This window comes from Myxacorys almedinensis A (genome assembly GCF_010091945.1).
Lineage (GTDB): Bacteria > Cyanobacteriota > Cyanobacteriia > Leptolyngbyales > Leptolyngbyaceae > Myxacorys > Myxacorys almedinensis.
In genome coordinates this window covers 61,604-82,891 of the sequence record NZ_WVIE01000008.1, presented here as the reverse complement: position 1 = coordinate 82,891, position 21,288 = coordinate 61,604, and the positions used below count along the sequence as shown (strand labels likewise).

Genomic DNA, 21,288 nt, shown 5'->3' with positions numbered 1-21,288 from the left:
CTATGCTCTACAAAGCTCTACAAAACGATCCACCAACACAAAAAGGACTGGGCTTGCTCTCTGATTGACAGTGTACGTCAGAGATCAGGCTCAGCCCAACTAGGCATGAGGTTATCTGAAAAATCGGATTCTTTCGACTACAGTACCAGCTATTGAGATTACATAGCAAGTCTTATGAATAATTAGCAGAGTCTGTAGATGCTAAACTGAACGGCTTAATAGGAATCGGAGCGCGATCGCAGGTGATTCATCCCAGGAATAAACTCTGAGAAGCTGTCTTTTAGCTAGCTTTCAGCACTTTCTACCTGCGTTAGTTGCAGTGATACGCTGTTTCAGTTTTGTTCATTCAGTTACCAAACTCGCGGTTAACATTAGTTAATAGAATTTTATTGATACAACATCTCAATAGTCTGCTAAGATAGCCCTCGTTAGATATTGAGATTAATACTCAATAAGCACTAGGAATTTTCGCCATTTTGATCAGGCTTTTCTTTTAAGGAGGGACAACGCCATGACAACCACAGTTGCCCAATCAACCGAGACCTTTCCATGGTGGTCTGGGAACGCACGGCTCACAAATCTTTCTGGGCGGCTCTTGGGCGCTCATGTGGCTCATGCTGGATTGATCGTATTTTGGGCAGGTGCAATGACCCTGTTTGAGATTGCCCGCTTCGACCCCCAACAGCCAATGTATGAGCAAGGTTTGATTCTGTTACCTCACTTAGCGACGTTAGGAATCGGGGTTGGCGATGGTGGCATTGTTCAAGACCCTTACCCCTATTTTGTCATTGGGGCAGTTCACCTAATTTCATCAGCAGTTTTGGGGGCTGGCGGCATCTTTCATGCCCTGTTTGGTCCAGCAACTCTAAAGCAAGAGCGATCGTTTGCAGGTCTGTTCGGTTACGACTGGCAAGATGCGAATAAGATGACTAGCATCCTTGGTATTCACTTAGTTTTGCTGGGTCTGGGTGCTTGGGCATTAGTGGCAAAAGCGATGTTTTGGGGCGGATTGTTTGATCCCGCAGCAGGAGCAAATGGTGCGGTACGGATCATCACAGAACCGACTCTAAATCCAGCGAGAATTTTTGGTTATCTCGTCGGGGCACAAGGTTGGTCAGGGATGGCGAGTGTGGATAATTTGGAAGATGTCGTTGGTGGTCATATTTGGGTTGGGCTACTGTGCGTGGGCGGTGGCATCTGGCATCTGGTGACCAAACCCTTTTTGTGGGCAAAGCGATCGCTAATCTGGTCGGGCGAGGCGTATCTTTCTTATAGTTTGGGCGCACTTGCCTATATGGGATTTCTTGCCGCTTACTTTGCCATGGTCAATAATACCGTCTATCCTGATGTGTTTTATGGTCCTGTTGGCAGCATTGTCAGTGCTGATGGAATTGTTTCAGCGCGCGGCTGGCTAGCGACATTTCACTTTGTGTTTGCTGTATTGTTTTTAGCGGGTCACATCTGGCATGCTATTCAAGCCCGGGGAAAAGCAGCCGGATTTGATTTTCGCAAAGGACAAGTTGTGCGACCTTTATCCCAAAGCGGGGATTTGGCAACACCTGTAAATTCCCTAGACATTACGCTAAATTTCTTAAAGAATCTGCCCATTTACCGTCCAGGGTTATCACCATTGAGCCGTGGGCTAGAAATTGGGATGGCCCATGGTTACTGGCTGATTGGCCCTTTTGTGAAATTGGGTCCGCTTCGGAATGCAGAAACCGCGAATATTGCAGGCTTATTATCTGCCTCAGCGCTGATTGTGATTGCCACGATTTGTCTCTCGCTTTATGGCAGTGTTTCCTATAAAGCGCGACTTGCGATCGAAACTAGAGGTCTTTCAGAGTTCTATACACCTAACATTCCTGACTCCCTTAAAACGTCTGATGCTTGGAGTCAATTTTCTGGAGCCTTCTTGGTCGGGGGCGTTGGCGGTGCATTCTTTGCTTTTTTGCTGTTAGACAACTTAGATTTGCTGAAACAAATTGCCCAATCTGTCGCAAATTAAAACTCTGCACAAGGTTGCTTGCTGTTCATGCCTGAGATTGTGCAGGTTATCTCAGGCATTTTCTAATACTCAATTCCTAACTCTGGAGGCTTTTATGGTGCAAACAGCCGATAGGCGACGATCGTTTTATCTGCAACTATTGCCGGCTCAGATCCAGCCCCACCAAGTCCTTAATCTGGAAATCGTTCACCATGGCTATGGCGATCAGGCGCTTTATCAGCAAAGCATCATGAGCTTAGGTACAGACGTGCAACTGCCAGAAATTTGCGATGCTCAAGATATTACGATCGCAGTCATAGAGGGCAATGGCACTCTAACTGTAAATGATGAAATCGTGACATTAGAACCTGGAGTATTTGTGTTCATTCCTGCAAACACCTATCACATGTTACAAACACAATCCCAACTCATCTTTTTACTCAATCGCTGTAGACCCGATCCAGATATTGGTGAATCATCTTGGATTATTAACTTATAGGTTTTAGCGATTGCCAAATTGCCCGTTAAGGAGGTGGTGTAGTGATGTAGAAATCAACACAAAAATGTGAATTTGCGATCATTCTTCTCAACAAGGAAACAACAATCATGCAAACATACGACAGTCCAAACGTTAAATACGATTGGTGGGCAGGAAATGCTCGCTTTGCCAATCTATCTGGCTTGTTTATTGCGGCTCATGTTGCTCAAGCTGCTCTAATTACTTTCTGGGCAGGGGCCTTTACATTGTTTGAGCTCTCTCGCTACACACCAGACCTACCCATGGGTGAGCAGGGATTGATCTTGCTACCTCACCTTGCAACATTGGGCTTGGGAGTCGGGCAAGGCGGGCAAGTTGTCAGTACTTATCCGTACTTTGTGGTAGGTGCTGTTCATCTAATTTCCTCTGCGGTTTTGGGTGCAGGAGCTTTATTTCACAGCTTTAGAGCGCCAGAAAACTTAAAGGATGCGAAAGGTCAAGCGCGTAAGTTTCATTTTGAATGGGACGATTCTCGGCAATTGGGGTTGATCTTGGGTCATCATCTTCTCTTTTTGGGTGTAGGCGCATTATTGCTCGTTGCCAAAGCCATGTATTTTGGTGGGTTATACGATTCCACCATTCAAGATGTGCGGATGGTCACAAGTCCGACGCTTAACCCGTTGGTTATTTATGGTTATCAAACGCACTTTGCCAGCGTGAACAATTTAGAAGATTTGGTCGGAGGTCACGTTTATGTTGGTTTAATGCTGATTGCTGGAGGCGTTTGGCATATTTTAGTGCCGCCCCTGGCTTGGGCGAAGAAAGTGCTGATCTTTTCTGGTGAAGCGATTCTTTCCTATTCTTTAGGCGGCATTGCCTTGGCAGGGTTTGTGGCAGCTTATTTCTGTGCTGTCAATACATTGGCTTATCCCGTCGAGTTTTACGGTCCTGTGCTAGATGTCAAACTGGGGGTCACGCCTTATTTTGCCGATACGGTGCGACTGCCGATGGGTGCCCATACGTCTCGTGCTTGGTTAGCAAATTCTCACTTCTTTTTAGCGTTCTTCTTCCTGCAAGGTCATCTCTGGCACGCACTGCGGGCGATGGGATTTGACTTTAAGCGAGTTGAGAGAGCACTCAATACGGTCGAGTCGTAGACGCTATAAGCGGCGGCTGATCATTGGCTCATTCACGCCAGTGGTAGGGGTTGCAAATTTCCTTACCACTGGCGGACTTTAGGGGTGCTGCCGATGATGCCTTCTTCCAATTCACGAAGCCTCTAAGTATAAAAAACAGTATAAAACCACGGCTCGTAGCTGCTCCGATAAAGTGCTGCTGAGCCTCTTCTAAAAGGTGTTGTGGGCAGAGCGTAGGTATGGTCTCGGTGCGATCGCGATGCTGTTGTTACCAGTGCTGTATTAAAGATGGTACGAAAATGATCATCAGCAAAATGTACTGAATACCTGTTCATACCTATACAAACTAATCTGTACAAACTACCAAACAATCCAAATTTTGATAGTTTGATTTTTGATAGTCTGATTGGTGGCTATTGTTCAATTTTTGGTTCGTTTATTCCCCATCGGGATACACATCGGTGTGTTAGCGATCGGGTCGGGATAAATCCGGCATTCCAAATTGAAAACTTCTTGTACCAGGTCTTCCGTCATAATCGATCGCGGTTCTCCGACTGCAAAAATCCGACCGTTTTTCACAACAATTAAACAATCGGCATAGCGGCAGGCATGATTCAGGTCATGCAGTACCATCACAATTGTGCGCCCCTGCTGATTTAGGTCATGTAGCAAATCTAGCACCTCGATTTGATGGGCCAAATCTAAAAAGGTGGTTGGCTCATCTAATAAGAGAATTTCCGTATCTTGGGCAAGTGCCATGGCAATCCAAGCGCGTTGTCGCTGTCCACCAGAGAGAGTATCCAATGGGCGATCGCTCAATTCAACTAAGTTTGTAATTTCTAATGCCTGCTGAACCAGTTTTTCATCTTGATCTGACCATTGCTGCATCCAATTTTGATAGGGGTATCGCCCTTGTGCCACCAAATCTTTGACGGTCAAGCCTTCAGGAGCAGTTGGTCCTTGGGGCAACAGCCCTAATTGTTGAGCTACAGATTTGGTTGATTGCTGAACAATCGATTTGCCATCGAGATAAACCATGCCATCACTTGGTTTGAGCAATCTTGCTAAGCCCTTGATCAGCGTCGATTTTCCGCAACCATTTGCGCCGACCAATGCGGTGATTTGTCCTGTAGGAATCGATACGGTGAGTTGTTGAATGATGGTTGTGCCGTCGTAGGCTAACGATAGATTTTGGGTTGTGAGTCCTTTCATGGGTATTAACGCTTGCGATTACGAATGAGCAGGTAGAGAAAAAATGGAGCACCGATCGCGGCTGTAATAACTCCGCAGGGAAGTTCGATTGGGGCTACTAGTGTTTTGCCAACAAAGTCAGCCGCCACCACTAGAAACCCGCCGAGCAAAGCAGCTACGGGCAACAAACTGGCATGATTTCCCCCAATAAACTTACGTCCTAGATGGGGTGCAATTAACCCCACAAAGCCGATGTTGCCTGCGGTAGCAACAGATGAGCCAGCTAAGGCGACAGCAACAATAACGAGCAAGCCTCGCTGCCATTCAATTTGGCTGCCGAGTCCTGTCGCAATATCATCACCCAAATTGAGAATATTCAAATGCCGCGTTAGCCCAAAGGCGAGAGGAACGAATAGGATCACCCAGGGGAGCAAGGAAAAAAACTGCTCCCAAGTGCGACCATACACACTACCTGCTAGCCATACCAAAGCTTGGCTGACCTCGTTAATTGAGCCAAACGTAATTAATAAACTGGTGAATGCACCCGCGATCGCAGAAAGTCCTATTCCCAACAAAATCAACAAAATTGGCGAACTTCCGCCATTCCAAGCCAATCCATAAATCAGAATCGCGATCAACAATGCACCTGTAAATGCCGCGATCGGTAAGACATACACTGGCGCAGAGGGAAATAACACAATGACTGCCACTGCAACGAGACTTGCTCCGGCATTGATCCCGATAATGCTGGGATCAGCGAGGGGATTGCGAGTCAGCCCTTGAAAGATTGTGCCGGAAATTGCTAGCGCGACCCCCACCATAAAAGCAACGAGCGTTCGCGGCAATCGTAAGGTTTGAATCACAAAAACATGATCGGGATTGCCCGTATCAATGCCAAATAGCGTTTTGATGATGTCTCCGACGGCGATCGCATATTCGCCGTGCCCAACATTGAGGAGGATCGCAGCAAAACTCGCGATCGCTAAGGCAAGAACGATCGCAGGCAGGCGGCGATCCATCCGAAACGACATTCCTGGAGAACGAACCATGAGCCAGTCTTTCATTTTTTCACCTTGGATTTAGCAAGATAAACAAAAAAGGGCGCGCCCACGATCGCAGTCATGACGCCAACCGGGATTTCTTGCGGTTTGAGCACCACCCGCGCGGCAATGTCTGACAGTAACAGCAGGATGGCACCCAACAGAGCAGAATACGGCAAAATCCAACGGTAATCAGTTTTGATATAAAAGCGCACCACATGCGGCACAACCAGACCCACAAAGCCGATCGGACCGGCGATCGCGACTGCACCTCCTGCCAATAAAACCACGCTCGTGGCGGTCAAGATTTTGATCCACAGGGTGCGTTGACCCAAACTGGTGGCAATGTCTTCGCCCAAACTCATGGTGGTAATTTGTCTGCCCAGCAAAAATGCTATCAGCAAGCCCATACCCATGAACGGCAAAACCTGCAAAAGCAGACTAAAATCTCGCCCTGCCAAAGAACCCGCCAACCAAAACCGAATTTCCTCAAATGTTCGCTGGCTCACGATCAAGATGGCGGTTGTGATCGAGGAAATAAACGCGGTCAGCGCTGCCCCTGCGACGGTGAGATTTAATGGCGTTGCACCGCCGCGTCCCAATGTGCCTAAACCGTAAACCGCCACGGCTGCTGCGCCTGCACCGAGGAAGGCAGCACTGGCATAAGCCGTCAGCGAGGCACTGCCAAACAAAAATTGTGTTGCCACAACCGCCAGCGCGCCCCCTGCTCCGATGCCTAAAATTCCAGTCTCAGCCAGAGGATTGCGGGTTAAGCCTTGCATCAACGCGCCAGACACCGCCAGAGCAGCACCAACAACGATTGCCAGCACCGATCGCGGGATTCTCACCGTCTGAATTACCAGGTGATCAACAGAGTTGTCAAATCTTGTGAATGACTCCAAAATAGTGGGTAGCGGGATATCTTTGGCACCCAAGGTGACGCTGAATATCAAACAAATGAGCAATACGATCGCACCCAAACCTAGCCCTATCAATGGCGATAATCTGGGTTGTGTCAAGTCTTTAGGCGGACGTTCGCTATTGATCATACTATTGGCGGCTTGCCTCTACGTTGCTAATGAAAATTATTCCTGATTATACAGTCTAGGGGTTTGCGTGACTCGATCTAGGATGAGAATCGGCGGATCTTCCGAAAATGGCACCCGCGATCTCTCAACCCAACTGCGGTTGGCGCTTGGCACGAGTTGTGTGAGGCTTAGACAGAATTTTGAGCGACTGGAGTTTGTTTGATGAGTTGACTGACTCGATATTGCTTGGTTTCTTCCACGGGTTGATCGATGCCCGATCGCCATTGAGTCATCACCGTGCCACAGACTTCTACTCTGGCTTCATAGGCTCCCTGAATGCCGCCATCTGGTGAGGCGTACTCAATTCGTACCTCTGCCCAATCAGCCTCTTCATCTTCGTTGTGAGTGGGTGCGATCGCAGTCGTTGCTCCCCGTTTGAGATAATTAAGCCAGTTCCAACCTTCTTGCATCCAAATCTCTCGCTCGGCAATTTGCTCAAACTGCTTCAACCCACACCAGCCCCGGTAAAAGGAACGCAAGTCTGCAACCGAACCATTGCGATGCACCAACAGATCTAACATCTCAGGCTCTAAGTGCCCCCAGTAACGCCCTTCTGGTAGGTCAACTAGAGTAGGTGCAAAGACGTGTCCACCAAAGTGGCTGCATCGCCAAACGCGCAACTTTCCTTCGGAGTTTGCGGCATAGTCATTACGGAGTTGTTCATAAATGGGAAAGCCAAAGCGGGCACAGGCAACATCGACATTGCCGTGAGTGCAAACCATCAACTCTCGGATATGCGATGTTTCCTGTCGATAGGCTTCAAATTGAGGGAGTTGGTCTGGCTGCTGCAACAGTGCTGCTGCGAGTGGAAAAATTTGATCGGTGGGTACGATAAACTCTTGCTTTTCAAATTGAGCAAATAATCCGGCTGGACGATGATAGTACAGAATGCGGGTGTGTCCGGGAATCGAGTAATCCCAATCGGGCGCAATTAGCAGGGGACGAATCCAGAGACCGTGATTTTCATGTAAGGGTTTGATCAGGTCGTGGTAGATCGGATGCAAAATAGGATGATCCATCCAGGGCGATCGCTCCCAGGGTTGGGGCATTTCGATGATGAGCTAGCGATCGTAGTGCCATGCAGAGCCGATCGGATCATGTCCATTGGCTTTAGAAACAGTGGAACAAAAGCGGCAATCGGGTTGGGTGGAAAGATTGGTTAGCATTCGATTAAAAAATTAGGAGGAGGTAGCTTTGTTTTGTGCAACAGTGACCAATCGTGATCTCGATGATTCGCACTAAAATTAGGAAGGCTTGATTATGGGTACGAACATGATATCAATTTCTATTTCTGTGGAACAACTGATCGCAACCGTACAACAATTGCAGCCAGATGAACAGGCACAGGTTGCTAGAGCCTTAGTTCAAGCAGGGTTACGTTCAGATTTAACAGCTTTAATCCAAGAATTCTATAACCAATCACCCGATGATGACATCAGGGCTGAAATTAAGGCTGTACGCCAGCAATCCCAGAATATTATATCCTAGATGTAGCTACAAATTGTATATACGCCCTGATGCTGTTTGAATGGGACGATGACAAAGATCGGCAAAACTTTAGAAAACATGGAATTTGCTTTGAAGAAGCTCGAGCTATTTTTGATGGAATTGTTTTTACTCGACTTGATGAGCGCTTTGATTACGGCGAAACACGGGAAATTAGCATCGGCGCAATTCAAGGGGTTGTGATTATTGTTGTTGTCCATACTGAGAGAAATGATGTAATTCGGATTATTTCGGCTCGACTTGCTACTCGAAAGGAACGGAAGGAATACTATGACTATCTCACCAGAGAGACTTGAAGAACTACAATCAATCCCTGATTCGGAAATTGATCTGTCTGAGATTCCAGAGTTAGATGCGGATTTTTGGAAAGAAGCTAAGATCGTCAGACCAACAACTAAAAAATCAATTTCTCTGCGGCTTGACAAGGATGTTTTAGATTGGTTTAAGGGGCAAGGGAAAGGATATCAGTCTTTAATGAATTCGGTACTGCGATCGTATGTTGAGCATCAAATCAAACTAAACAAATAACCGTTGATTTGGCATGGCAACTCACTCCAATCGTCTACCCGACCTGTGATAATTGATAGTCAAGCATTTATCAGCAACAATGCTCGATAGCCTGCTTGTACAAAGTGCTGATCAGCAGTAATTGCTTCGGTTAGTTTTTGGTCTTGCATAACTACAAACGAAATACAGTCAGTTAAACCCCAGGTTTTATCAGCACGAGCGGTATAAAGCTGTAAAGCCCGTTTCAGTAATGTCGTATCAACGCTACTACATAAATGTTGGGAGTTTGGTAACATAACTGGATAAACTCGATTGCCCCTGGTCGATTCACTGTGCCTAGCCCATTGCCAACTTCAACTAAAATTGCTTCTGTAACCCATACCTCTGCTGCAACTTCAACTTGAGACAACAAAGCTAGGGCTTTGGCATGGAACTGATCGCGGGAGTTGTAGAGGGCTTGAATAAAAACGGTGTCAAGAAACAAGCGCGCTGTACTCATTGATCATGACTCTCGCTTGGCAGTTCCATAGAGGTAGTGATCATGCTCTTTGGACCAATCTTCTGGCATTTCTACCGTGCCAGCATGGGCGCGTAAAGTTTCCCAAGCGGTTTTGGGCGTTTCTGATTGCGTTTTAGGCTCCTTCACGGTTGGCTCTGCTGGAAGTGTCAACGTTTCATCAATCACGAGGATGACTTGATGGGTTCCGGGTGGCAGGTCTGACACGAGTTCAATCAGTAGCTTTCCCTCAGCGTTAACCATAGCAGTGGTTTCTATCGTTTTCATCTTCCCTCCAAAACCATCATGTTCAGTATATCTCAGCGATCGTAACGCCATACTAAGCCAATTGGATCTTGCCCATTGACTTTGGACACAGTAGAGCAAAAGCGATAATCAGATTGAATTAAGATCGGTTATTAGCATTAGCGCTAGGAATTGGCAAGTTATTGCTCATCAACCAAGTGTTTGAACAGATCGTCAATTACAGCGTCAGCGGCAATCAAATTTGATCCAATCCAGGCATAAACATCTACAACATAAACCTGATGTTGCTGAACAGCCTTGAGCGATTGCCAGAGAGGGTCTTTTTGCCACTTCTGAAATGCTTCAACGGTCACATTTTCACGCGCTTGAATAAATAAAACATCAGCATCTATTTCCCCTAACTTTTCCTCTGAAAGTGGATAGTAAACTAAGCCATCAGGCGTATCAATATCTTGTGATTTTGGGCGTTTTAGTCCAACATCATTAAGGATAGAACCTGCAAATGAATTTCTACTCCAAACTTGCAAACTGTCCTCTTCAGTAAGAGTAATAACGGATATTGTTTTATTTACATATCGATCTTTCAAGGCTAACTTAAGCTCTTCAATTCGTTGGTAGTATCTATCCCATGCTTTTTGTGCAACATCTTGCTTTTCTAATGCTTCAGCCATGAGATTAAAAAAATCTTTCCAATATGGAATTCCTCCAAAATGAAATATTATCGTAGGACTAATTTGAGAGAGAAGTGGGTAAATGCTACGAACAACATCCCAACTGATAATCAAATCAGACCTGAGTAGTGATATTTTTTCTAAATTGGGCGTACCCTGACTACCTAATACTGGTATTGCTCCTACTTCTTCTCTTAAATATGGCGGGAAAATATCCTGTGGATAACTTGAAGCTGAAGTGCTACCAATTGGTTTAATGCCTAAGATAAGTGCATTAGCCAGAGCGAAGTGAGAAATAGTAACAACCCGTTTGGGGCTATGAGGAATACAAGTTTCACCCATTACATGCTTTACAACTCGACACTCTGGTGCTGCTTGTTCTGATTTCTTGACGGGATGGTTAACACTTCTGGCACAAGCCCCAATAACTAAGCAAACTACGATTCCTAGTAGAAATAGACAGGTAATACGGCGTTGAAATATCTTCATTTGCGTCACCTTGCCGCTTAAAACTCCCACGAGATTTTGCCTTGTACTGTAAATGGTTCACCAGGAAAAACCTCTAACTCCCCGTAGGAAGACTGAAAGTAATCTACATTAAACAGATTTTGGAAATTGAGGGAAGCACGCAAACGATCGCGCTGGTAAAAAATTGTCGCATCTGTCCGAAGGTAACTGGGCAGAGAAAATGTATTATCTAAATTTGCTTGGCGCTCACCTACATAAAATAATCCTAAGCCAAACCCTAAACCTCGTAAGGTACCTTGTTGAATTTGATAAGTTGTCCATAAGTTGAAGGAGTTTTCAGGTACATTATCTAAGCGATTGCCTACAGGAAGATCATTGTCTCTAGTGATTCGGGCATTGGTGTAGGCATAACCTGCAGTGATGTTCCATCCTGGCAGAATTTCACCTGCGACGTTGAGTTCAACCCCTCGGCTACGCTGTTCACCTGTTTGAATAGAAAATCCTTGATTGTCTGGATCAGACGTTAAAGCATTAGATCTTGTCAGGTTGTAAAAAGCAAGGGTTGTCGAAAGCCGATCATTCACATCCGCCTTGATTCCAACCTCATACTGAGTGCCCCGCTCTGGTTGAAACTCGCTACCATCGAAGGCTACGCCAATAACCGGAACAAATGAGCTAGTATAACTAGCATAAAGTGAAATTGGTCTAATCGGCTGATAAACAATGCCTACACGGGGACTGAATGCACTACCAGATTGATTGTTTGATTCAGTAATTCCTGTACTTGCTCGAAAAAATCGATCGGTTTGATCAAAAATATCAAACCGTACACCCAGTAGCAACTTAAGATTCTCTAACAGAGTGACCTGATCTTGGACATAAATACCTAAATCCTTTCTTATAAAGGTATTGATTCTAGTAAGCGGAGGCGTCTCAAAGGGCTGTCCATACACAGGATTGAATAAATCAATTGGGGCAACCGATCCAAAGGAGTCTCTAATATCAAAGTATGTACGACCTAAATTGGCTCCTAAGATTAGTTGATGCTCAATCGAACCCGTTGAGAAATTACCTGTCAGGTCTAATGCCAACTCATAAGCATCATTTTCGATGTCCGTAAATCGACTAAAACGATTTAACGTTCGATTGTTCGGTTCAAGGCTGTCAGGATTAATAGAGACTTCGTCCAATCGCAGTGAACTAAACCGAAATGCATTTTTTAATGACCAGTCGTTGCTGAACTGATGCTCCAGACTATATCCAATTCTAGCTATAGTAGTGTTTAAGGCAGTATCAGGTTCTCCAAGATACCGATTGCGAGGGATGCGACCATTTGGGTTAGGTAATACAGTGCCGACTGCTGGCAGACCCGGAACATATGAAGTTTGTGAGTCTGTATAATCGCCTTCTATCGTTAACTTAGTGCTATCCCCAATCGCCCAGCTTAATACGGGAGCAACAAAGAACTGATTCTCCTCAAAAATATCAATGAAGCTATTTCTGTCCAGGTAAGATGCATTGAGTCGATATAAAACGTTCCTGGAATCATTCAATGGACCGGACAAATCGGCTGCAACCTGATAAAAATCAAAGCTGCCAATTGTGGCATCAAGAGAGTAGAAAGGTTCGCGCAACGGTTGTTTCGTTATTAAGTTGATGGTTCCACCTGGGTTACCTGGCCCAAACAGCACTGAAGCCGGACCTTGAAGAAATTCAATCCTGTCAATATTAGTAAAAATAACTGGTACTGCGCCCAATCGTTCTCTTAGACCATTTCTAAGGAAATTGCCACCCAAAGGAAAGATTGGAAAACCTCGCAGACTGGTTATGCTGTCAGACTGTGTCGAAGGCGAAATTTGGTTGCCACTAGGAACATTTCTAAGCACCTCTTCCAAATGGACAACATTTTGATCGCGCAGTACAGCTTCAGGTACTACCTGAATTGATTGGGGTATATCGCGCAATGGTGTATCCGTTCGTGTTGCAGTACTCGCATTCGGCACCCGATAGGTTTCCCGTCTTTCCCCGGTCGCGACAATTTCCTCATCCGGCTCATCTGCATCCGGGTTAAGACTATATGCTAACCCACCCGCTTTCAACGTCACCTCTGATTTAGGCAGCGCATTATTCCCCGTCACACTGACTCGAATCGTATTGGCATCCTGTTGTGCAATCCGAATTGTTGTCACATCTGCAACGGGATTATCGGCAACAAATTCTTGCCCAGTCGGTAACGCCAACACCGCATTGGGAATATCGGCAATCAGAGAAGTGCCTTCCGTGCGAAACTTTGTAGCATCGACTTGTAGCGGTTTGCCCTCTGCGGTTTGCAGCACAATTTCCAGTCCCGTGTCCGTGCGGTTGAGCGTTACCCCTGTGATCTGCACAGTAGCCGCTTCGATTTGAGCGACCCACTCTTTGACGGTAGTGGCAGGGCGAGGGCGGAGATGAGACATAGTTGCTTGATCCGTAGGTTTTGATCCCCCTAAATCCCCCTTGAGAAGGGGGACTTCAAGCCGTTGTTCGGTTCCCACCTTTTTAAGGGGGGTTAGGGGGGATCTCTCCTCAGCCCCTCCTGGCAACACCAACCCACTTACAAGGCTACTGACCAGAACAACCGACCATCTATAAAACTGAACTCTGCTCATCTGCCACACACCACTTGAAAGACTTAATCATAATTACTCTCAAGAAGATACCGGGAAACGCAGTAGAGCGGAAGATCGCTTTGATCCCAATCGGGAATTTTTTGATCTCGATCAGGAATTTTTAGCCAACCTCTTGATTTACGACCAGCGAATAGGCTTTCGGATTCACGCCAAACTTCTTCCGAAAGGCAGCCGCAAAGTAGCCCCGATTCGTAAACCCAACTTCACGGGCAACTTCCGTCACATTTAGACTTCCAGCCGCTAGCAATTCTCTAGCACGTTCCATTCGATAATGATGCGAACAGCCGAATACTGTTGTCCCAAAGACCTGACGGAATCCTTGCTTGAGCGTGAATTCATTCAGTCCAACCTGACGGGCTAAAGCGTTGAGCGACGGTGGATCGTTAAGCCGCTGTGCCAGAATCTCCTTAGCATGATGTATCCGGTCAATGTCTTCTGGCTTGAGTGCCCGACTAGGAGGGTCGTAGGGCGATTCTTGCAACATCTGCTCAAGGTGCAACGCCATCAGTTCCCAGACCTTACTTTCGAGATAGATTTGCTGCGTGATGCCTGTATAGGGACAGTGCAAAATTTGTTGCAGCGCCGCTTGCATCGCCACTGTAGGAGTAGAATCATGCGTATAACGAGCTTGATTAAGGGCTTTCACCAGTTGTTTCACCTGCGCTGAAGTTTGCTCTAAGCGATCGCCCATCCAGGTGCAAAATAGATCTGGCTCTAGGTGAAAGCTCACATCTAAGACCTGCCATCCTGCCAACCATTCACAGATGTTGCTGTCAGCTAAGCCACTCCCTGAAAAAAAGTAATGCTCCGAACTAAAACAAGTTTGTTGATTAAGATGCTCTTGAACCACTGTGAATTCGTATTCCAGGGGATGCTCTCGTTCGGGAACTTCGACAATCACATCTTGGTGAAGCTGATAGTTCGCGATCGCCAGTTCTAAACCATTCCGCAGATGAATTTCTCGGTAATAACCCTGCCCCAACGTAGCTGGATAACTCCGCGTGATATCGAATGAATCCGGCTCCGGGTCAGTTGGCTCAGTTTCACGAAACAGTGACCAGTAATCAGATTGAGAGAGGGCGATCGCCATGATTTCCTTATCCCCTAACTATTGAAAATAATTCTTAGTTATTAATACTTTGATTATTAGACAGATTGCAAGAAGAGACTGGCGAAATTGGCTCAAAGGAGCACGATCAGCCTCCTATTAAGCAAGAGCACTCGCCCCTGGTGCAGGTGGAATCCGGGCAAATCGCCGCGATCTGAGCAATTTGGGTAGATGGGCTGGCAAAATATAGCCGTCTTCACTGTCGATGTAGAGTTCGCTCAAGGTGAGCAGATCAGCGGCACAGTTTAGCGGGGGCAAATCACCAAACAGGTAGGTGATTTTAGCAGTTCCGGCAAGTGCGATCGCGCAGGGGCGCTCGCACGCACACAAACACCCCACTGTTTGAATGTCAAGTTCTGATTTCCTTGACCAGTTCTCGTACAATGGCATCAATTGCTTGAGCAAATGAGTCCCACCAGATAGTCCTTCATGCTGATCTTGATCGGCTGAAAATCCGCAATGCTCACACACAACTAGAATATGATTCGCCATTGAAATTATTGTTCCTTGATGTAGTTGAACAGATCATCAATCACCGCATTTGCTGCGATCGGGCCACTGCCAATCCAGTAGCTAGGCACAAAATAAACTCGCTCTTGTTGCGTCGCATTTAAGCTTTGCCAAAGGGAATTTGACCGCAGTTCTGCCAATTTTTTCTGGGTGGTTTGATTCCCTTGAGTTGTATTCTCGGATGTCCAGATAAACATAATATCCCCATCGGCTTGATCGATCCGCTCTAGACTAATTGAAACTTGAATTTGGTTATCAAATAGGCTCTTTGCTTCTGAGGCACCAATATCTTGGGCAGCAGGTCGAGCGAGTCCCGCATCCTGTAAAATTGTGCCGCAAAATGAATCGCGAAGATAGAGATTGATGCTGTCTGGATAGATTCGCACCACCGAAACTTCAGGGGGTGAGGGAAGCGGTTTGTTTGCAGGGGTTGCCTTTGCCCGTGGGCGGTTCTTAAAGTCTTGCAGGCGACGGTTATAGTTAGCCATCACCTGTTGCGCGATCGCGTCTCGATTGAGGGCTTTGCTAAATGTCTGAAACACGTCTTTCCACTGTCCACTGTGCTCAAATTTCAGCAGCACCGTTGGCGCAATTTGCGAAGCTTGAGCATAGAGCGTTTGCTGAGAGTCGAGACCCAAAATCAAATCGGGTTTCAGGGCAAGCACCCGTTCTAAATTTGGTTCGCCTGCTTGCCCAATATTCTCGACATTCGCTAACTGATCTTGCAGGTGGGATGAAAAACCTTCGTTCCACGCAGCACCTACAGGTTTAAGTCCAAGTGCGATCGCATATTCAAGCGAGACACCATCCAACGTGACGAGCCGTTCAATTGTGTTAGGCACACAGCTAGTTCCTGCGGCGTGTTTTACCTGATAGCACGTCGTTTGAACAACTGAGTTAGACCCAGAGCGACATGCCACCGTTAGCCCTAGGGTAAACAGGAGCAGTGTCGTCAAGATCAGCCCGCGAAAGCGTTGTCGAGTCATAAACCTTCTTGCCAAGTTGCCGATTCCACCGTAAACGATATTAGCCCCTTAAAAATCCACAGAAATTTTTCCTATTACGCTAAACGGCGCACCAGGAATAACTCCCAGAAACTCATCCGACGAAGAGAAATAGGCAATATTGAACAGGTTTTGGATGTTCAACTGGGCACGCCAATTATCACGTCGGTAGAAGAGTGCCGCATCAGTGCGGAAATAGCTAGGCACCGTAAACGTATTATCCAGATTCCCTGGGCGTTCACCCACAAAAAAGAATCCTAAACCCAATCCAAATCCTCTCAGATTGCCTTGTTGAATTTCGTAGGTCGTCCAAAGGCTCACCTGATTTTCAGGGACATTCGCCAGCTTATTACCAACAATGTCTGTATTATCTTCACTAACAAAGGCATCGAGGTAGGTATAGGCGGCGGTGATGTTCCAGCCTGGCAATACTTCTCCCCCTAAACCGAGTTCAATCCCACGACTAGTGACTTCTCCGGTTTGAAGAGAGAAAGCAGGATTCCCAGGATCGGGCGTCGTTACATTTTGTTTGCGAATATCGAAAGCGGCAAACGTCAGACTAAGTTGCTCCGCCAAGTCTGCTTTCACGCCAACTTCAAACTGCCGCCCTGTTTCGGGTTCAAAGGTCGAACCATCATCATTACGATTTGTCCCAAACGATGGGTTAAACGAGGTCGTGTAAGAGGCATAAAGGGATATCGGTTGAATCGGTTGATAAACGATGCCAAATCGGGGCGTGAAAGCACTGTCTGTTAGCTCAAATTCTTCTCTTGCTTCGCCTAAGTTTTGTGTGGTACGGAATTGATCGACATAATCGTAACGAATTCCTGCCAATACTTTCAGGTTGGGTAATAGCTCGATTTGATCTTGGAGGTAAATCCCGATCGTATTCACCTTGTCATCCCGGAAAAATTCTGGAGCAATTGCGAAGGGAACTCTGGTATAAACGGGGTTGAAAATATTGATTGGCGCATAGAGATTGCTGAACTGGAAGCTCGGACTTTCTGTATCGCGACGATATTCAGTTCCAAATAAAATTTGGTGCTGAATCGAACCCGTACTAAATTTACCAATCACCTCGGCGTTGGTAAAGAATCGACGGTAAGTGCCACCAGCAAAATATTCAAAACGAGAGAGTTCCCCCGTGTCTTCATCCAGCGAATCAAACAAAGGTGCAAATCGTTCAGGCTTGTATTGGGTATATTGCAGCGCATGCCTGACAGACAAATTCTCGCTAAACCTATGATCTAATCGATAGCCCAGATTAAACTGCTGTTGTTTAAATTCACCAAAATCTTCTCCTAAAAAGCGATCGCGAGGGAGATTAGCGATGCCATTTCCAAAGGCGACTATCCCTTCATCTATGGTTTCCCGGTTAGTAGAATATTGACCGTAAAAATTAATTGAGGTGTTTTCACCAATATCCCAAGTCAGGCTAGGAGAAGCAATAAATCGTTCTCCATCCACAAAGTCGCGGAAGCTCCCGTAGTTTTCATAGGATAGGTTTAAGCGATACCTCACTGCCTTAGAGTCATTCAAAGGCCCAGAAAGGTCTACATCGCCTCGGTACGTACTAAAACTTCCGGCGCTAAAAGATGCCGAATAAAACGGCTCACGTAATGGCTTCTTAGAAACCAGATTGATAATGCCACCCGGTTCTCCTTGACCAAACAGCACTGAGGCAGGACCTTTTAGCACCTCAACGCTTTCGATATCGTTTGTACTTAAAGGGGCTAACGAGAAGTAACTAATCCCGTCTCGAAAAACGCTCTCACCGGCTCTAAAGCCTCGAACTAGAAACCCTGGTCCAAAAACGCTTGTGCCTCTGCCACCAGAGGAAACAACACCCCCTACAGTTTCTAATGCAGTTCCTAATTCGGTAACGTTACGGTCTTCAATAACTTCTTGCGGGACGACCTGAATCGACAGAGGGATATCGCGGAGCGGCGTATCGATCCCTGTAGCCGTACTAGAGTTGGAAGGGTTGTAGCCGTCGCTCTGCTCGCCCGTGACTACAATTTCCTCATCTAGCTCCCCATCGTCTGGGTTAAGGCGATAAGCCAACTCACCGACCCTCAGGGTGACATCTGCGGTTGGAGTCGCATTGTTCCCCGTCACACTCACCCGAACGCTGGTTGCATTCACCTGAGTCACCGTTACACTGTCAATGCCTTCAAACGGTTGGGTTGCCCGAAACTCATTGCCATTAGGCAGTGCCAGCACTGCATTGGGAATATCAGCAACGAGAGCATTACCAACGACTGAAGTTGCAGGCGTTGCCAAATTGTCAGTGGTTTGCAGCACGACCTCTAAACCCCGTTCGGAGGGATTGACCTGCACTCCTGTAATTTGAACGAATGCCTGGGTGTTCTGCTGCGCTTGGATCTGCGACACCCACTGCTTGACACTGGTTGCAGGTTGCTCCCAGTCTTTTAGGGTAGAAATGTTAGCACTAGGAGGGTTGAGAGCGGCAGGAGGCGCAACCTTAACCGATGAAGGACGGGGGTTCCTTTCACGTCTGCCCATTTCCACTGTTTCGCTGACCTCAGCCCCCTTTGTTTCTGCCCCAACAGATGGAGAGATCAGCAGCACGATCATCCCCGCCAAAAACATCAATCGCTGTACGTGATATATCATTGCTCCACACACCATTAACAACCTACTACCCCTCAACCATTAACTTTCGGAATGGTTGACACTGATGTTTAGATCAGAATTATTCTCAAGAAGATTATCAGAGAGAGAAGCAGTTTGGGCGATCGCGGTGAACGGTGAACGGAGTTTTTTGAACGGTAGTCGGAGTTTTTTGGCTCAACCGACTCTGCACGAGTTCAGCATTTCTTGACGATAGGTTCTGGGATTGACCCCAAATTTTTTACGAAACGCGATCGCAAAATGGCTGCGGTTGGCAAACCCAACTGCCTTTGCCGCTTCAGCAACCGTCAACTCACCTGCGTCTAACAACTGGCGCGATCGCGTCATGCGACAGTCGTGCAAATAGCTAAACACTGTTGTGCCAAACACCTGCCGAAACCCAACCTTTAGCTTGCAATCGTTAATCCCCACTAACCGGGCTAACTCAATTAACGAAGGGGGTTGATCGAGGCGCGCCACCAGCACTTCTTTAGCATAGTGAATTCGCTCTACATCCTCAGGTTTAAGCGGTTTAGCCTTCGGATTGGCACCCTCTGGCTCTAAGGTGTGGGCAAGTTGTAATGCCATCAATTCCCACACTTTGCTCTCTAAATAGAGGCGTTGGGTTAACCCCTGAAACGGGCACTGTAAAATCTGCTGGAGGGCAGTCTGCATGGCTGTTGTAGTCTTGCTCACCTGGATGTAATAGATTTGATCAGATGGTTTCACCCAATGGCGGATCTGATCGGGAAGTTGCTCAGGAGAACCCGCTGCCCATTGACAGAAAAGTGCTGGCTCAATGTGAATGCTGATGCAAAGGCTACGCTGATTTGCAACCACGTTTAGAGCTTCACCAGGAGCCATGCCGCTACCATAGAAGGCGTGTTGTCCTGCATGGGTAGAGTTCAGATTCGAGGATTCTACGCCGACCAGGGTGTAGTTTAGTTCCAGGGGATGATCGCGATCGCAGCTAGTAATGATCAAATCGGTGTGAAAACACTCATCTGCGATCGCGAGGTCTAATCCATCGCGGATTTGAATTTCCCGATAATAGCCTTTCCTAAGCGGATTGTGAGATCTCCAAGTCGTGTCATGATCGGCTGATTGGCTATCAGTTTTTTGGCTTTCAGGCTGTTGCTCGTGTTGATTTGAAAGAGCATCCGTTTCGTCCATTGAGTAAACGAGATCCCAATAGTCTTGCTGCGAAAGGGTAATGGTCATTGTGTTTAGGCGAGAGCAGTAATCTGACGAGTGATACTAAATTAATCTGTAAATGCTACAGATGTGCGATCTCTCCCAATCCTCCTTATTCAGGAGAGGAGCCGGAAAGTCCCTCCTGACCCAGGGGGGATGCCGTAGGCAGGGGGGTCGAGGATCTGTCGCAGTGGAAAATCAATTTGGTATGACTTCCGTACTCGTTCAAACCATACTGTAAATGCAATTAATTCTCAATCTTAAATTCAAAAGGCAGAGCGCAGGTAAACCAAACCCAGATAGTGGCCTTTAGGAAAGGTTAGACATTTCTATGCTCTCAAGTAGGAATTTGAGTATGGATCTAAGTAACGGGCTGGACTATATAAGTTGAAATAAGTTGAAGTATGAGTTGAGCGCGGCGGCTATGCCTTAGCAAATCTTTGCCATTCGCAGCCTAAACCCTGGTAATTCGGGATCACCACTTACCGCTTCAGGGTTCTCCAAAATTTCAGGGGTTCGACCGGGACGATAGACGTGAACCGTAACATTTTTGCGATCTGCTTCAGCAGATATCTCTCTGAGATCGATTAAGAATTCTAAAACAGCGCCATCCTTGCTATATCCCTGCATCTTGGCTTGTAGCCTGCTTAATGCATCACTGGCAGACCACAACTCGATCACAAAATCAGGGCAAATTGGCGCAAATGATGCTTTTTGCTCGTCGGTGAGCGCATTCCATCGCTCTAGGCGAATCCAAGAGGTATCGGGCGATCGCATTGCGCCATTGGGCAGGGTAAACCCGGTACTAGAGTCAAAGGCTTCGCCTGTTTCATCTTGTGCTGCCCAGTTAGCCACTTGCTGACTAATCTTCACGTTTCGATTACCTGTATCCGAAAAAGCAGGTGGCATAATCATGACTTCTCCCTGCGCCGTTCGCTCAATGCGTAAATCCCGATTGGCTTGGCAAAATTGATAAAATTGCTCAGGTGTCATCTGCTCTAGCGCAGGGAAGCTGACCGTTAGCAGAATGTGCTCAGTTTGAATCAGCAATGTTGTCATCTGTGCCTCCCCTAGAGATCTGGCGCTTTAGGCATTCTCGATACTAAACCCGCCCAACATTGGCTGGGGGTAATGTCAAACTGCCGCTTAAACCCCGCTGCAAAATGCCCTAAATGATCATAGAGAAATTTTCTTCTGTAATTTCTCTTAGGATTTTCGATTTTCTCATAAAACAACTACATAAAACCTTAAGAGAATCTACGTATTCATACCTGAAAATGTACGCAGAAAGAGGTTCTTTGGGCAAAATATTTACGGCAGTTAGGTAGCAAATCTTA

At 46.6% G+C, this 21,288-nt stretch carries 20 protein-coding genes; 6 read left to right on the top strand and 14 right to left on the bottom strand.

The genetic code is table 11. The annotated features are described in order from the left end of the window. Positions 1-511 precede the first annotated feature (511 nt). The 3 genes from GS601_RS08690 to GS601_RS08680 all read left to right on the top strand — a co-directional run bounded on the left by GS601_RS08690 (position 512) and on the right by GS601_RS08680 (position 3,619). Positions 512-2,005, top strand: a complete 1,494-nt coding sequence (locus GS601_RS08690) for a chlorophyll a/b binding light-harvesting protein (RefSeq protein ID WP_162422886.1) — start codon at positions 512-514, stop codon at positions 2,003-2,005. Between the two features lie 94 nt (positions 2,006-2,099). Beyond that, positions 2,100-2,483 (top strand): cupin domain-containing protein, encoded by a 384-nt coding sequence (locus GS601_RS08685; RefSeq protein WP_162422885.1) that lies wholly within the window; start codon positions 2,100-2,102, stop codon positions 2,481-2,483. Between the two features lie 107 nt (positions 2,484-2,590). Further along, positions 2,591-3,619, top strand: a complete 1,029-nt coding sequence (locus GS601_RS08680) for a chlorophyll a/b binding light-harvesting protein (RefSeq protein WP_162422884.1) — start codon at positions 2,591-2,593, stop codon at positions 3,617-3,619. 399 nt (positions 3,620-4,018) lie between these two features. Here GS601_RS08680 and GS601_RS08675 read toward each other — a convergent pair whose 3' ends face one another. From GS601_RS08675 to GS601_RS08660, 4 genes are all read right to left on the bottom strand, one after another. Beyond that, positions 4,019-4,810 carry an ABC transporter ATP-binding protein gene (locus tag GS601_RS08675; RefSeq protein ID WP_162422883.1) on the bottom strand — a complete coding sequence of 264 codons (792 nt, stop codon included), beginning with the start codon at positions 4,808-4,810 and terminating at the stop codon, positions 4,019-4,021. Between the two features lie 5 nt (positions 4,811-4,815). Continuing rightward, a complete protein-coding gene (locus tag GS601_RS08670) occupies positions 4,816-5,853 on the bottom strand; it encodes a FecCD family ABC transporter permease (protein ID WP_162422882.1) in 1,038 nt (345 codons plus the stop codon). Then, positions 5,850-6,878, bottom strand: a complete 1,029-nt coding sequence (locus GS601_RS08665; protein ID WP_162422881.1) for a FecCD family ABC transporter permease — start codon at positions 6,876-6,878, stop codon at positions 5,850-5,852. Before GS601_RS08665 ends, GS601_RS08670 begins: the two co-directional genes overlap by 4 nt. Before the next feature lie 167 nt (positions 6,879-7,045). Further along, positions 7,046-7,966, bottom strand: coding sequence for a sucrase ferredoxin (locus GS601_RS08660; protein ID WP_238393161.1), 921 nt, complete (start codon positions 7,964-7,966; stop codon positions 7,046-7,048). Between the two features lie 211 nt (positions 7,967-8,177). On the opposite strand from GS601_RS08660, the gene GS601_RS08655 reads away from it, so the two are divergent. The 3 genes from GS601_RS08655 to GS601_RS08645 are packed head-to-tail and all read left to right on the top strand — an operon-like array spanning position 8,178 to position 8,951. Next, on the top strand, positions 8,178-8,405 hold the full coding sequence (locus GS601_RS08655; protein WP_202924968.1) for a hypothetical protein: 228 nt from the start codon (positions 8,178-8,180) through the stop codon (positions 8,403-8,405). A gap of 29 nt (positions 8,406-8,434) precedes the next feature. Then, positions 8,435-8,719 carry a BrnT family toxin gene (locus tag GS601_RS08650; RefSeq protein WP_162422880.1) on the top strand — a complete coding sequence of 95 codons (285 nt, stop codon included), beginning with the start codon at positions 8,435-8,437 and terminating at the stop codon, positions 8,717-8,719. Continuing rightward, positions 8,694-8,951: a BrnA antitoxin family protein gene (locus GS601_RS08645; protein WP_162422879.1), complete on the top strand. Its 258-nt coding sequence runs from the start codon at positions 8,694-8,696 to the stop codon at positions 8,949-8,951. The genes GS601_RS08650 and GS601_RS08645 overlap by 26 nt, the downstream gene beginning before the upstream one ends. Before the next feature lie 223 nt (positions 8,952-9,174). On the opposite strand, the gene GS601_RS23135 is transcribed toward GS601_RS08645, so the two are convergent. The 10 genes from GS601_RS23135 to GS601_RS08595 all read right to left on the bottom strand — a co-directional run bounded on the left by GS601_RS23135 (position 9,175) and on the right by GS601_RS08595 (position 21,010). Next, entirely contained in the window at positions 9,175-9,429 is a 255-nt protein-coding gene (locus tag GS601_RS23135; protein WP_238393160.1) for a PIN domain-containing protein, read from the bottom strand. A gap of 3 nt (positions 9,430-9,432) precedes the next feature. After that, positions 9,433-9,690 carry a hypothetical protein gene (locus tag GS601_RS08635; protein ID WP_162422878.1) on the bottom strand — a complete coding sequence of 86 codons (258 nt, stop codon included), beginning with the start codon at positions 9,688-9,690 and terminating at the stop codon, positions 9,433-9,435. 182 nt (positions 9,691-9,872) lie between these two features. Beyond that, positions 9,873-10,883 (bottom strand): ABC transporter substrate-binding protein, encoded by a 1,011-nt coding sequence (locus GS601_RS08630; protein WP_202924967.1) that lies wholly within the window; start codon positions 10,881-10,883, stop codon positions 9,873-9,875. After that, a complete protein-coding gene (locus GS601_RS08625) occupies positions 10,871-13,288 on the bottom strand; it encodes a TonB-dependent siderophore receptor (RefSeq protein WP_202924966.1) in 2,418 nt (805 codons plus the stop codon). The genes GS601_RS08630 and GS601_RS08625 overlap by 13 nt, the downstream gene beginning before the upstream one ends. Positions 13,289-13,601: 313 nt before the next feature. Further along, positions 13,602-14,591, bottom strand: a complete 990-nt coding sequence (locus tag GS601_RS08620; RefSeq protein WP_162422876.1) for an AraC family transcriptional regulator — start codon at positions 14,589-14,591, stop codon at positions 13,602-13,604. A gap of 117 nt (positions 14,592-14,708) precedes the next feature. Continuing rightward, entirely contained in the window at positions 14,709-15,101 is a 393-nt protein-coding gene (locus GS601_RS08615) for a DUF1636 domain-containing protein (protein WP_162422875.1), read from the bottom strand. 5 nt (positions 15,102-15,106) lie between these two features. After that, a complete protein-coding gene (locus GS601_RS08610) occupies positions 15,107-16,105 on the bottom strand; it encodes an iron-siderophore ABC transporter substrate-binding protein (RefSeq protein WP_162422874.1) in 999 nt (332 codons plus the stop codon). Between the two features lie 48 nt (positions 16,106-16,153). Beyond that, on the bottom strand, positions 16,154-18,760 hold the full coding sequence (locus tag GS601_RS08605; RefSeq protein ID WP_238393159.1) for a TonB-dependent siderophore receptor: 2,607 nt from the start codon (positions 18,758-18,760) through the stop codon (positions 16,154-16,156). Positions 18,761-18,934: 174 nt separating this feature from the next. Then, positions 18,935-19,978 (bottom strand): helix-turn-helix transcriptional regulator, encoded by a 1,044-nt coding sequence (locus tag GS601_RS08600; RefSeq protein ID WP_162422873.1) that lies wholly within the window; start codon positions 19,976-19,978, stop codon positions 18,935-18,937. A 402-nt stretch (positions 19,979-20,380) separates the two neighbouring features. After that, positions 20,381-21,010, bottom strand: a complete 630-nt coding sequence (locus GS601_RS08595; protein WP_162422872.1) for a Uma2 family endonuclease — start codon at positions 21,008-21,010, stop codon at positions 20,381-20,383. Between the last annotated feature and the right edge of the window lie 278 nt (positions 21,011-21,288).